Here is a 12477-nt window from a genome sequence, read left to right as displayed (position 1 = left end):
GACTCTTTCTTAAATGAATCTAAATCACTATGACATGCTGACAAGCGGTCCAACGTTGACTATTTCGTGACGTATACAGAAAAAAGGTCCGGCCATGGCAAAATCTACGAACCTACCGGGAGACGCTGCAGGGCTCGAAGCTTTGATCTCGCGCGCGGCGGTTTCAGAAAAGGGACTGCCACCCGTTGACAAATGGAACCCGGATTTTTGCGGCGATCTTGACATGGAGATAAAGGCCGATGGGACGTGGTTCTATTTGGGGACGCCCATTGGAAGGCAACCGCTCGTCCGGTTGTTTTCTACAGTTTTGCGCAAAGATGAAGATGGCAAAACCTATCTCGTTACCCCTGTAGAGAAGGTTGGCATTCGCGTTGAGGATGCACATTTTCTCGCGGTTGAACTGAATGTGGCGAGCGCAGCGGGCGCTCAAATCATGACGTTCCGCACCAATGTCGGCGATATAGTGGAGGCTGGCCCGAATAATCCGCTTCGCTTTGTTATCGATGAGGATAATGGTGGGTTGAAACCCTATTTGCTTGTGCGGGGGCGCCTTGAGGCGCTGCTTGCGCGGCCCGTAATGTATGAATTGGTGAATTATGGTGAAGAGATTGAAATCGACGGCAAGACCATGTTTGCAGTTCGTTCGAACGGCGCAGTCTTCCCCATCATGCCTGCCGATGAACTTGAGAAACAAAGCCTATGACTGAACAAACGGCTTTTATTGAAGGGTTTTCAGCGCAGTCGTTTGCACAGCGCGTGGGTCTCAAGGGCAATCAGGATGTGAACGTTGACCATGGCGACCATATTCTCAATCCCGAACTTGATGTGCTGATTGCTGCCAATCCGTTGCGGGATGCGGCAGTGCTTGTGCCGATTGTCGATCGCGGTGCGGAGGCCAATGTTATTCTGACATTGCGAAATGCAAATATGCGAAAACACTCCGGACAGGTCGCGTTTCCGGGAGGAGCAATCGACCCTGGAAGACAATTATGAAGCAGAGACGGCGGCGTTGCGCGAGGCCCAAGAAGAAATTGGATTGGAACGCCGCAACGTGGAGTTGATAGGTCGTCTTCCCCGTTATTTGACCACGACAGGCTATTCGATCACGCCTGTAATCGGGTTGGTCTATCCGCCCTTTGACCTCATTCCCAACCCGGATGAAGTGGCGGATGTTTTCGAGGTACCTTTGTCATTCTTGATGAACCCTGCCAATCATCGCCGTGAGAGCCGAATGTGGCAGGGCAAGGAACGCTATTACTATACAATGCCGTTTGGAGACCGCTTTATATGGGGCGTGACCGCAGGTATTATTAGAACGCTTTATGAAAGGCTCTATGCGTGAGCAAGATGATTTCCATCGCCGGTAAGGCAGATTGGCTGAATGAACCTTCATTGCAATCATTGCTGGCTGTGCTGTCTTCCGGTGGCGAAGAAGCGCGCATTGTCGGTGGCGCTGTGCGTAACACCCTGCTCAATCAAACCGTATCCGATATTGACATTGCGACGACATGTTTACCGCAAATGACGATTGAACGAGCAACGAGTGCTGGCTTCAAAGCGATCCCAACCGGCATTGATCACGGAACGATAACGGTTGTAAGTTACGGCAAGCCCTATGAAGTGACAAGTCTGCGCGCCGACGTGAGTACGAATGGGCGACATGCCGAGGTAGCGTTTGGTCGCGACTGGCTCGTAGATGCCCAGCGCCGCGATTTCAGCATCAACGCGCTTTATGCTGACGCCGACGGCACAATTACAGATTTGGTGGGCGGTATTGCAGATATAGAAAGCCAGACGCTTCGTTTTATCGGGGATCCTGAGCAACGTATCCGCGAGGACTATCTCCGTATATTACGGTTTTTCCGTTTCTTTGCGTGGTATGGAAAAGGTCGTCCTGAAAGCGAAGGATTGAAAGCCTGTGCGCGTTTGAAGGATGGCCTCGCACAATTGTCGGCTGAGCGAACCTGGTCAGAACTCAAGAAACTTTTTGCGGCTCCGGATCCCTCGCGGGCTTTATTGTGGATGCGGCAGGCCGGTGTTTTGACGGCGGTGCTACCGGAAAGTGAGAAATGGGGCATTGATACGATCCACGGCCTTGTTGATACCGAGCAGGATTTGCGGTGGGAGGTCGATCCTATATTGCGCCTAGCCAGCATTGTTCCGCCAGATGCGGGCCGTATAGCCGAGATGGCAGCAAGGCTTAAGCTGTCAAATAGCGAGCGTGAGCGGCTCGAAAACTGGGCAGATACGACCCTGCCTGCTGCGGAAATATCTGAAACCGGTTTTGCCAAAAAACTGTATCGCAGCAACGTCCAAGGCATGGAAGACAGGCTGCGCTTGGCAATCGTCAGCGCACGTGCTCAAGCAATGGCAGATAACGGCGCAATGATGCGCGCTGGGCTATTGTCCAAACAGCTCGACTATATTGCGGACTATAATCGGCCTAAATTTCCGCTCTCCGGCGGGGACATTGTTGCTGCAAGCGGACTCAAGGGACCGGCAATTGGTCAAATTCAACGGCAGCTCGAAGAAGAATGGGTCAACTCCGGCTTCGCGCTGGACCGCGACGCACTTTTAGCACGCATACCGGAGATTGCCGCTACAGAGTAAGCAAGATGGTCAGGCCGCCTTGCCCTTTTCAGGCTGGATATTGGCTTTGATTGTTTCCAGCATAGACTCGCGAATGGTTGTCTCACCATGGGTTTCGCGCAGATGGTCAGTGGTTCGACGTATGATTTCAGCATCCGTGTCGTGACGTGTGTGCCACTGGCAGCCGGGAACAATACAATGAAGTTCTTTCATGGCTTCTCTCCCTATTGCGAGTGCCCACAAGCACTCTTTCACAACGGTGAGGATTATAACGCATCAAAACCCGAATTGATCCCCCAAAATTCCTATTATGGCCATTTCACCGTTGGGGGCATGGATGAAAGAATAGAGTCGACATTACCTCCGGTCTTCAATCCAAAGATTGTTCCGCGATCATAAAGCAGATTGAACTCGACATAGCGACCACGCCGGACAAGTTGCTCCTGACGATCAGCATCAGTCCAATCCTGATTGAAGTTTTGCCTTACGAGATAGGGATAAACAACCGAGAATGCCCGGCCAACATCGCGCGTGAAATTGAAGTCCGCGTCCCATCCGCCGTTCTCGTCGGATGAATGCAACCAGTCATAGAAAATACCACCGGTGCCACGGGGTTCGTTACGGTGCGGCAGGTAGAAATACTCGTCACACCAGGATTTGAATTTTTCATGGTTGGCGACTGCGGAATGCTTGTCGCAAACAAATTTCATCGCTTTGTGAAACGCCACAGTGTCAGAATCATCTGACTGCCGCTTACGTTCCAGAACAGGCGTCAGATCGGCCCCTCCACCGAACCATTGGCGGGTGGTCACTACCATTCTCGTGTTCATGTGCACGGCAGGCACGAGAGGACTTTGCGGATGGGCAATCAATGAAATTCCCGACGCCCAAAAACGTGGGTCCTCGTCAGCGCCCGGGATTTGTTTGCGGAATTCTTGACTGAATTCGCCATGAACTGTTGAAATATGAACGCCGACCTTTTCGAAAACACGGCCATGCATGACCGACATGGTTCCGCCGCCGCCATCGCCTTCACGCTTCCAGGGCGTTTGTTTAAAGCGGCCAGGCGTGCGATCGGACAAGGGGCCCTGCAACTCGTCTTCCAACAACTCAAAACTCGCGCAAATCTTGTCGCGTAGTTCGGTAAACCAGGCCGTTGCTGCAGTTTTCTTCTCTTCGAGCTTTTCGGGAAGGATGGCGGGTATGTCGGGACGGTCCATGAGATGAGAATCCTTGTTTGCCCGAACAATAGCACAACAGATTACAGCCAAAAGACAAAGCCGTTTACCCAATTCGCAAATGCACAAAAAATGACTCGTTTTTCGGCGGCCCTCCACTTAATCTATCAGGTGTAGGGCTCAGTGAGGATACGAGTATGGTTTCCAGAGCACCCAAATCGCAGTTTCCGAAACCGCCTCTCGACGGGCTGCGCAAGAGATTGAGGCAAAGCCGTGAAGATGTTGGGTTGCAGCGCGGTACGTTCGTTCGCGAGAGTTTTAAGCTCCCGCGACTGGCAGCGCGCGAAAAAGCGAAGGAGTGGTTCGCTCAATATCCAAAGGCTGCGTATTGGACCGAGATCGAAAGCTGGTATGAGCGTCCGGGAGATATAATTGAGTTTACCATGCGGCGACTGCCGAATGCTGACTAAGTCACATTTTGGCATTTTGGCACCAAACAACAATAAAATTGATGGATTCTTCAATAAATTGATCGGGTTTTGACCAAAATCATCCGTATTTTGAAATTATTTCGAGTTTTTAGGCGATTTCTCGCTAATTCCAATGAATCGTGCTGACAGTCTATTTTAAAGCCAGTAGAACTTTTTCCAGCACCGGAGAATCTTCCGGGACGCACAATAATTGGAGGATAATATGCGTTTATCATTAATCTCTGGAGTGGCTCTGGCAGCTGTGATGGCAATGACATCATTTGCCCGCGCTGACATCATTGTAGGTATCATCGCGCCGGTCACGGGCCCCGTTGCCGCTTACGGTTTGCAGGTCAAAAATGGCGTTGAGAGCGCGGCCGAGGCAATCAACGCGGCTGGCGGCATCAAGGGTGAAAAGATTGTAACCAAGGTGTTTGATGACGCAGGCGAGCCGAAGCAGGGTGTTTCTGTGGCCAACCAGGTGGTGGGTGAAGGCATCAAGTTTGTTGTTGGTCCGGTAACATCCGGCGTGGCAATGCCCGTATCCGATGTGCTGGCCGAAAACGGCATTGTGATGGTTACACCGACTGCAACGACGCCGGAATTGACAACCCGTGGTTTGGAGACTGTATTCCGTACCTGCGGACGGGATGATCAGCAGGCCGATGTCGCTGGCAAGTACATTCTCGACAACTTCAAAGACAAGCGCATAGCCATTATCTATGACAAGACGCCTTACGGCACTGGTATTGGCAACGGTCTGAAGGCTGTTCTCAATAAAGGCGGTGTAACCGAGGTCGTTTTCGAAGGCATCAATGCCGGTGAGAAGGACTACAGCGCACTCATTACCCGTATCAAGTCTGAGAAAGCCGATGTGATTTACTTCGGTGGTTATCACGCGGAAGGCGGTCTGATTGCCCGCCAGTTGTCGGATCAGGGCATCAAAGCACAGCTCATTGGCCCCGATGGCCTCTCAAACACTGAATATTGGGCCATTGGCGGTGAGGCTGCTGCTGGTACACTATTCACGAATAGTGCTGATCCAACAAAGAATCCTGCCGCCGCAAAAATTGTAGAAGCACTTACAGCCAAGAATATCCCGGCTGAAGCATTCACGCTTAACGCCTATGCTGCCTTGCAGGTTATAGCTGCTGGCATTGAAAAGGCAGGTTCGTCAGAACCAACGGAAGTTGCTGCCAAGATAAAGTCGGGCGAAGCACTGCCGACAGTTGTTGGCGATCTTGCCTACTCGGCAACTGGCGATCTGACGACACCAGCTTTCGTTTTCTACAAGTGGGAAGGCGGTAAGCCGGTTCAGCTGGATTAATCTCTGAGTAAACCGCCGGTCTTAGTGACCGGCGGTTTTCAATCCGGACTGTAATTGCCGGAGCGCTTCACTTGTGGCAATTGCGGCGGACAATGCGAGGTTCAACGACCGAGCGCCTTCAACCATGGGAATTATCAGTCGCGAATGTGCCGCTTGGTGAACCTCATCCGGGACACCCGATGATTCTCGCCCCAGCAGCAGAATGTCACCGGGTTGAAATGAAAATTCTGTGTAGGGCGTAGCCGCTTTGGTCGAGAATAGAAGCAATCGGCGATTTTCACCCAGCCGCCATTCTTGAAATGCCTGCCAGTTCGAGTGGCGGGTCAGGGCCGCCTGTTCCAGATAATCCATACCCGCGCGTTTGAGTGAACGGTCGGAAATGTCAAAGCCTGCAGGCTCGATCACGTCAACGCCGATGCCAAAACAAGCGGCCATCCGCAATATGGTACCGGTATTACCGGGAATGTCAGGCTGATAGAGCGCTACTCGCAGGTTCAAACTATTATCGGTCAAGTGTGGCGTGCTCCATGGGCAACAATTGGCTGAACGAAGTGCCGTTACGCAGATTGGCCTCTCGCTTTTGACGTTCATAATCGCTATAGGGGTTGCACCGCAACGCTTGAGCAAAATTTGGAGGTGTCGATGACCGAATTTTTCCGACTTCTTCCAAGCCGGATAGTTTCACCAATGGAAGCTGTGGCCGGTTTCGCAGGCGGCGTGGGGTCAATTTATACGATCTAGTTTTTAAGACACAAACCGCATTCGTTCTCATGGTTGGCGATTTACTGACCAATCAGCTCCGGCAATTCATGCCGGTATAATTTCTTGCCGATCCCAAAAGAGGTCCGACAATGTTCCGCTGGTTTGAAGACAGGCTTGAGCCATTTCCCGCTGCTGAGCCGAGTGAGCCGCCCAAAACACTAATTGCGTTCTGTCTGCACTACACACGTGGTGTCTGGCCATGGCTTGCCGTTATGGCGGTGTGCACATCGCTGATCGCTGTTCTCGAAGTGTCCATGTACGCATTTCTGGGCAACATCGTCGATTGGTTGTCGAATCATTCGCGGGAAACATTCATCGCGGATGAGGGGTGGAAACTCGCATTGCTTGCGGGTGTTGTGCTTATAGCAATGCCAGGTATCGTACTTCTGGATTCGCTGGTTATTCATCAGACCCTTTTGAGCAACTATCCAATGCGAATCCGGTGGATGGTGCACCGCTATGTGGTTCGCCAATCAATGACTTTTTTTCAGGATGAGTTTGCTGGACGTATTTCGACCAAGCTGATGCAGACCTCTCTGGCGGTCCGTGAAGCGGTGATGAAACTGCTCGATGTGCTTAATTATGTAATCGTCTACTTCACCGGGACCCTCATTATCGCTGCTGCGGCCGACTTGCGACTGATGGTGCCGTTTCTACTCTGGTTGATGGCCTATATAGGCCTGATGTGGTATTTCATCCCAAAATTGCAGGTTGCATCTAAAGCACAAGCAGATTCCCGTTCGTCAATGACGGGCCGGATTGTCGACAGTTATACCAATATTGCGACGGTCAAGCTTTTCTCCCATTCCAAACGGGAGGAAAGCTATGCCCGCGAAGGGATGCAGGATTTTCTGTCGACAGCTTATCGCCAGATGCGCATGGTGACCGGCTTTCATGTGACTCTGTATGCGATGAACTGCCTGTTATTGTTCTCCGTAAGCGCCATAGCGATCTGGCTTTGGCTTGGGGCAGCGATCACAGTCGGTGCTGTGGCAGTGGGTATAGGTCTTGTGCTTCGCCTTAACGGCATGTCGCAGTGGATCATGTGGGAAATGTCGGCACTGTTCGAAAACATCGGCACGGTGGAAGACGGTATTACGTCCATATCGCTCCCACGATTGGTCATGGACGTGCCTGATGCTCCCAACCTTGATGTACGAGCCGGCGCTATCACCTTTGATAAAATCGGTTTCCACTATGGCAAGGGAGCCGGCGTTATTGATCGGCTGTCTCTTGATATCAAGCCAGGTGAGAAAATCGGATTGGTCGGACGTTCCGGCGCGGGCAAGTCCACGCTCGTCAATCTCCTGTTGCGATTCTACGATCTTGAAAGCGGCAGAATCACGATTGATGGGCAGGATATTTCGAAAGTCCGACAAGATTCGCTGCGCGAACATATCGGGATGATCACTCAGGACACATCATTGCTGCATCGCTCAATCAGAGACAATGTGCTTTACGGAAGACCAGATGCTTCGGAAGAACTGATGAGGCAAGCGGTCAGGAACGCGCAGGCAGATTCGTTTATTGAAGCGGCTTCCGATCCGAAGGGGCGTCGTGGTTTCGACGCTCATGTGGGCGAGCGCGGCGTCAAGCTTTCTGGCGGACAGCGTCAGCGCATTGCAATTGCCCGCGTAATGCTCAAAGACGCACCTATCCTTATCATGGACGAGGCGACATCGGCTCTCGATTCAGAAGTGGAAGCCGCAATTCAGGACAATCTCTATCGCCTGATGCAGGGCAAGACAGTTATTGCCATCGCGCATAGGCTTTCTACCATCGCAGCACTCGACCGTCTCGTTGTCATGGACAAAGGGCAGATTGTAGAAAGCGGCAGTCATGATGAGCTTATCGCAGCTGGCGGTATTTATGCCGATCTGTGGGCGCGCCAGTCCGGAGGCTTCCTGGGAATGGATGATTAGAGCAAATTCGCTCTGGCAGACAGTAGAGTGAACCAAGTTTAATTTGACGACCGCCGGGACTCAACGGAAAGTACTCCGCCGGTCGTCATTTGTTACGGCTGTTTGGTTTTAACAAACCGCAAGGATTCCAAACTGATGTGGTTTGCATGAAGCGTCTGTTCGCCCTTTTCGAAAGCTGGGTTGATCCCTACGCCAAAGCTCCGACGGACCGTGTTCCAAACCACACATTGGCATTTATGTGGTTCTACGTCCGGCAGCAGAAATATGTGTTTCTTGCGATGCTTGTCTGTGGCGGGCTTATCGCCTTTTTTGAAGCAGGGCTTTTCTGGTTTGTCGGCAAAATTATCGATATCCTCTCTTCAGCGGATCGCGTTGAAGGATGGGACGGATTAATCGACAAACATGGGATAGCGCTTCTTCTCATGCTTTTGGCGGTGTTGATTGGTCGTACGCTGGTACTTTCACTTGCGGCGCTGGTTGAGGAGCAGGCAATTGTTCCCGGCTTCAATAATCTCGTGAGGTGGCAAGCTCACAGCATAGTCTACCGTCAGAGCCTGTCGTTTTTCCAGAATGATTTTTCCGGTCGTATTGTTACGAAGGTCTGGGCTACCGGGCAGGCGCTTGGCGATTTCATGGTGACGCTGCTCCAAGCCGTCTGGTTCAGCGTGGTCTACTGCGCCACTACGCTCTTTCTGATCGGGCGGCTGGATTGGCGCCTTGCATCTGTGGTGATCGCATGGCTTGCTGTTTTTGGTTTGACCGCGCGTTATTTCCTGCCGCGTGTGCGCCGGGCGGCCCGTGAAACGGCGGAAAGCAGCTCAGTTGCGATGGGTCAACTCGTGGATGGTTATAGCAATATCCAGACATTGAAACTGTTTGGTACTGCAAGCCGCGACGATGCCTATATCCGTCAGGGCATGGATCGTTGGTTACAGGCTATCACCACGCTGACGCGTGGCCTGAGCGGCATTCGCATTTCATTGGCCTCTACCAGCGGAATTATGATCTGCACAGTTGCCTATGTGTCGATAGACCTGTGGCTGGCCGGGGAAATCTCATCAGGCGAAGTGGCTTTTACTCTGGGGCTGGTGCTGCGCCTGAGCATGTTGCTGACCCGGATGATGGCTAATCTGAATGGCCTTTTGCGCAACTACGGCACGATACAAAATTCCAAAGAGCTACTGGCAAAGCCTGTGACTGTGCTCGACAAACAAGATGCACAAGAATTGGTGGTGCCGCAAGGTTCGATTAACTTCGAAAATATCCGGTTTCACTATGACAGCGCCAGATCGGTCATTAATGACTTGTCACTATCCATTCGACCGGGTGAGAAAGTGGGGCTGGTAGGGCGCTCGGGAGCGGGAAAGTCCACGCTCGTTAATTTGCTTTTGCGTTTTTATGATCTCGAAGGCGGTAAAATTATCATTGACGGGCAGGACATAGCGAACATTACGCAGGATTCCCTGCGCGCCAATATCGGTATGGTCACGCAAGACACATCGCTACTGCATCGCTCCGTGCGAGACAATATTTTGTATGGCAGGCCGGGCGCATCGGAAGAGCTTTTGCAAAAGGCAGTTAAAAATGCACAAGCCGATATTTTCATTAATGATTTAAGTGACCAGAAGGGTCGAAAGGGTCTGGACGCACATGTTGGGGAGCGTGGCGTGAAGCTCTCCGGCGGGCAACGGCAGCGCATCGCAATTGCGCGTGTCATGCTGAAGGACGCTCCCATTTTGGTACTGGACGAGGCCACCTCCGCGCTTGATTCCGAGGTTGAGGCGGCCATTCAGGAGAGTCTTTACCAATTGATGCAGGGAAAAACGGTCATCGCTATCGCCCATAGACTCTCGACCATTGCCGCATTGGATCGCTTGGTCGTGATGGACGAGGGGCGCATTGTGGAAACAGGCAAGCACGAAGAACTCATCGCGGCGAATGGGATTTATGCCAGTCTCTGGGCGCGGCAGTCAGGCGGGTTTATCGCTCATGATTAACGCTTGCGGGATGAATTTGATATTTGCATCCGGTCCAGCCGCAAACTCCGGTGCGAATATCAAATCACTCTACTGGAATCATATGCTTATCGGTGGTCTTGCCGATTCCAACATTCGCAACAAGCATGATCGAAATGAGATGCGAATGTTAGAATAAGACCACCAAGCTTATCCCTGCGACATCCTGCCCTTGTGGCTTTGTCAGGCTGGACAAGCCCCTGCGACACGCTTAGAAACCACCCGATATGTTGGGGATTCCGCGAGGCTCATTAATATGGGCCAGTCTGCTATTGTTGATAAAGCGGGGGCTCCAGCTGCGTTGTTATTCGGAAAGGACCAGGCCCCGTGAGCGCACACGATACGACCGAGCCGACACGGCGTGACTTCCTCTATATTGCGACAGGTATGGCCGGTGCGGTCGGTGTAGGCGCCTTTGCTTGGCCCTTTATCGACCAGATGCGCCCGGACGCCTCCACGCTGGCAGTCTCGTCCATCGAAGTTGATGTTTCAGCCTTAACGCCGGGTATGTCGCTGACAGTAAAATGGCGCGGCAAGCCGATCTTCATTCGTAATCGTACGCCCAAGGAAGTCGAAGAGGCCAAAGCTGTACAGCTCAGCGAGCTTAAGGATCCAATTGCGCGCAACGCCAATCTGCCGAGTGACGCACAGGCGACAGATGCTGATCGTACTGCAGTCAAGGAAAAGGAAAACTGGCTGGTGATGGTGGGGGTTTGCACCCATCTCGGCTGTATTCCACTTGGTCAGCAGGGCGACTTTGGTGGATGGTTCTGCCCATGCCATGGTTCGCACTACGACACGGCCGGACGTATCCGTAAGGGCCCTGCGCCGGAGAACCTGCCGGTTCCGCCGCTTTCATTCATTTCCGACACCGTCATCAAAATCGGCTAAGGTTTTACGGGGAGACACGACATGAGCGGTGGACATTCATCCTATACGCCTAATACCGGTATCGAAAAATGGTTTGATGCGCGACTGCCGTTGCCGCGTCTGCTTTATGATAGCTTTGTAGCTTACCCGGTTCCGCGCAATCTCAACTATGCTTATGCCTTTGGCGGAATTCTGGCATTGATGCTGGTTTCGCAGATCATTACAGGCATCGTGCTGGCCATGCATTATGCCGCAGACACGGGTCTTGCGTTCAACTCCGTTGAAAAGATCATGCGCGATGTCAATTCTGGCTGGCTTCTGCGCTATCTGCATTCGAACGGCGCTTCGATGTTCTTTCTTGCGGTGTTCATTCATATATTTCGCGGTCTTTACTACGGGTCTTACAAGGCTCCGCGCGAGCTATTGTGGATACTAGGTGTCATCATCCTGCTTTTGATGATGGCAACAGCTTTCATGGGTTATGTTCTACCCTGGGGGCAGATGTCGTTCTGGGGTGCTACGGTTATCACCGGCTTCTTCACGGCTTTCCCGGTTATCGGCAATCCTATTCAGGAGCTGCTGCTTGGTGGTTTTGCTGTCGATAACCCTACACTGAACCGGTTTTTCTCACTGCATTACCTTCTGCCGTTCATGATTGCCGGTGTAGTCGTTCTGCACGTATGGGCGCTGCATGTTACCGGTCAGACGAACCCCACGGGTATCGAAGTCAAGTCAAAGACCGATACAGTCGCGTTCACGCCATATGCGACGGTCAAGGATGCTTTCGGTCTTTGCATCTTCTTTATCCTCTTCGCTTACTTCGTATTCTACATGCCTAACTATCTCGGTCATCCGGATAATTACATTCCAGCGGACTCGTTGAAGACGCCTGCGCATATCGTTCCTGAGTGGTACTTCCTGCCATTCTACGCGATGCTTCGTGCCATCACCTTCAACATCGGACCAATCGACTCGAAGCTCGGCGGCGTGTTGACCATGTTCGGTTCCATTGCGATCCTGTTCCTGGTGCCTTGGCTGGATACGTCTAAAGTTCGCTCTGCTGTCTACCGTCCTTGGTACAAGCTATTCTTCTGGCTGTTCGTCATTGACGCAATCATTCTCGGCTGGCTCGGTTCACGTCCTGCTGAAGGCCTCTATACGGTCTTCTCACAGATCGGAACGGCATACTACTTTGGCTTCTTCATCATCATCATGCCTTTGCTGGGGTTGATTGAGACGCCGCGCCGCTTGCCGAATTCAATTACGGAAGCCGTACTTGCCAAAACCAAGAGTGGTGAGCAGCTAGCTGGTGCAACCACTGCTTCGGAAACCAGGGCCTGAGAA

11 protein-coding genes and 1 pseudogene are annotated in these 12477 nt (G+C 52.1%); 9 read left to right on the top strand and 3 right to left on the bottom strand.

The annotated features are described in order from the left end of the window. The first annotated feature begins 94 nt into the window (after nt 1–94). The 3 genes and pseudogenes from QFZ34_RS08460 (at nt 95) to QFZ34_RS08450 (ending at nt 2610) form a co-directional block, all read left to right on the top strand. Nucleotides 95–703, top strand: coding sequence for a DUF1285 domain-containing protein (locus QFZ34_RS08460; protein WP_307279596.1), 609 nt, complete (start codon nt 95–97; stop codon nt 701–703). After that, a pseudogene (locus QFZ34_RS08455) lies at nt 700–1342 on the top strand (CoA pyrophosphatase). The gene QFZ34_RS08460 and the pseudogene QFZ34_RS08455 overlap by 4 nt, the downstream one beginning before the upstream one ends. Beyond that, nucleotides 1339–2610: a CCA tRNA nucleotidyltransferase gene (locus QFZ34_RS08450; RefSeq protein WP_307279595.1), complete on the top strand. Its 1272-nt coding sequence runs from the start codon at nt 1339–1341 to the stop codon at nt 2608–2610. The pseudogene QFZ34_RS08455 and the gene QFZ34_RS08450 overlap by 4 nt, the downstream one beginning before the upstream one ends. A gap of 9 nt (nt 2611–2619) precedes the next feature. On the opposite strand, the gene QFZ34_RS08445 is transcribed toward QFZ34_RS08450, so the two are convergent. Both QFZ34_RS08445 and hemF read right to left on the bottom strand, forming a co-directional pair. Then, complete coding sequence (locus QFZ34_RS08445) at nt 2620–2802, bottom strand: DUF1059 domain-containing protein (protein ID WP_115052399.1); 183 nt, start codon at nt 2800–2802, stop codon at nt 2620–2622. A gap of 95 nt (nt 2803–2897) precedes the next feature. After that, the gene (gene hemF / locus QFZ34_RS08440) at nt 2898–3809 is read right to left on the bottom strand and encodes an oxygen-dependent coproporphyrinogen oxidase (protein ID WP_307279589.1); all 912 of its coding nucleotides are present in this window, start codon (nt 3807–3809) and stop codon (nt 2898–2900) included. 155 nt (nt 3810–3964) lie between these two features. Between hemF and QFZ34_RS08435 the strand changes: the two genes are divergently transcribed. Continuing rightward, entirely contained in the window at nt 3965–4237 is a 273-nt protein-coding gene (locus QFZ34_RS08435; protein ID WP_307279586.1) for a hypothetical protein, read from the top strand. 223 nt (nt 4238–4460) lie between these two features. Beyond that, on the top strand, nt 4461–5564 hold the full coding sequence (locus QFZ34_RS08430) for an ABC transporter substrate-binding protein (protein WP_115052402.1): 1104 nt from the start codon (nt 4461–4463) through the stop codon (nt 5562–5564). 21 nt (nt 5565–5585) lie between these two features. On the opposite strand, the gene QFZ34_RS08425 is transcribed toward QFZ34_RS08430, so the two are convergent. Further along, complete coding sequence (locus QFZ34_RS08425; protein WP_307286189.1) at nt 5586–6062, bottom strand: tRNA (cytidine(34)-2'-O)-methyltransferase; 477 nt, start codon at nt 6060–6062, stop codon at nt 5586–5588. Between the two features lie 353 nt (nt 6063–6415). On the opposite strand from QFZ34_RS08425, the gene QFZ34_RS08420 reads away from it, so the two are divergent. The 4 genes from QFZ34_RS08420 (at nt 6416) to QFZ34_RS08405 (ending at nt 12474) form a co-directional block, all read left to right on the top strand. Beyond that, a complete protein-coding gene (locus tag QFZ34_RS08420) occupies nt 6416–8248 on the top strand; it encodes an ABC transporter ATP-binding protein (protein WP_307279580.1) in 1833 nt (610 codons plus the stop codon). Nucleotides 8249–8394: 146 nt separating this feature from the next. Next, the gene (locus QFZ34_RS08415; RefSeq protein WP_307279577.1) at nt 8395–10245 is read left to right on the top strand and encodes an ABC transporter ATP-binding protein; all 1851 of its coding nucleotides are present in this window, start codon (nt 8395–8397) and stop codon (nt 10243–10245) included. A gap of 345 nt (nt 10246–10590) precedes the next feature. After that, the gene (gene petA / locus QFZ34_RS08410) at nt 10591–11154 is read left to right on the top strand and encodes a ubiquinol-cytochrome c reductase iron-sulfur subunit (protein WP_115052405.1); all 564 of its coding nucleotides are present in this window, start codon (nt 10591–10593) and stop codon (nt 11152–11154) included. Between the two features lie 21 nt (nt 11155–11175). Continuing rightward, on the top strand, nt 11176–12474 hold the full coding sequence (locus QFZ34_RS08405) for a cytochrome b (RefSeq protein ID WP_115052406.1): 1299 nt from the start codon (nt 11176–11178) through the stop codon (nt 12472–12474). Nucleotides 12475–12477: the final 3 nt, after the last annotated feature.

Origin of the sequence: Phyllobacterium ifriqiyense (assembly GCF_030817885.1) — a bacterium.
GTDB lineage: Bacteria > Pseudomonadota > Alphaproteobacteria > Rhizobiales > Rhizobiaceae > Phyllobacterium > Phyllobacterium ifriqiyense.
This window is presented reverse-complemented; position numbering and strand designations above follow the sequence as displayed.

Coding starts and splice junctions, on each gene's coding strand:
- QFZ34_RS08460 (WP_307279596.1), top strand. CDS start 95: ATGGCAAAATCTACGAACCTACCGGGAGACGCTGCAGGGCTCGAAGCT.
- QFZ34_RS08445 (WP_115052399.1), bottom strand. CDS start 2,802: ATGAAAGAACTTCATTGTATTGTTCCCGGCTGCCAGTGGCACACACGT.
- hemF (WP_307279589.1), bottom strand. CDS start 3,809: ATGGACCGTCCCGACATACCCGCCATCCTTCCCGAAAAGCTCGAAGAG.
- QFZ34_RS08435 (WP_307279586.1), top strand. CDS start 3,965: ATGGTTTCCAGAGCACCCAAATCGCAGTTTCCGAAACCGCCTCTCGAC.
- QFZ34_RS08430 (WP_115052402.1), top strand. CDS start 4,461: ATGCGTTTATCATTAATCTCTGGAGTGGCTCTGGCAGCTGTGATGGCA.
- QFZ34_RS08420 (WP_307279580.1), top strand. CDS start 6,416: ATGTTCCGCTGGTTTGAAGACAGGCTTGAGCCATTTCCCGCTGCTGAG.
- QFZ34_RS08415 (WP_307279577.1), top strand. CDS start 8,395: ATGAAGCGTCTGTTCGCCCTTTTCGAAAGCTGGGTTGATCCCTACGCC.
- QFZ34_RS08405 (WP_115052406.1), top strand. CDS start 11,176: ATGAGCGGTGGACATTCATCCTATACGCCTAATACCGGTATCGAAAAA.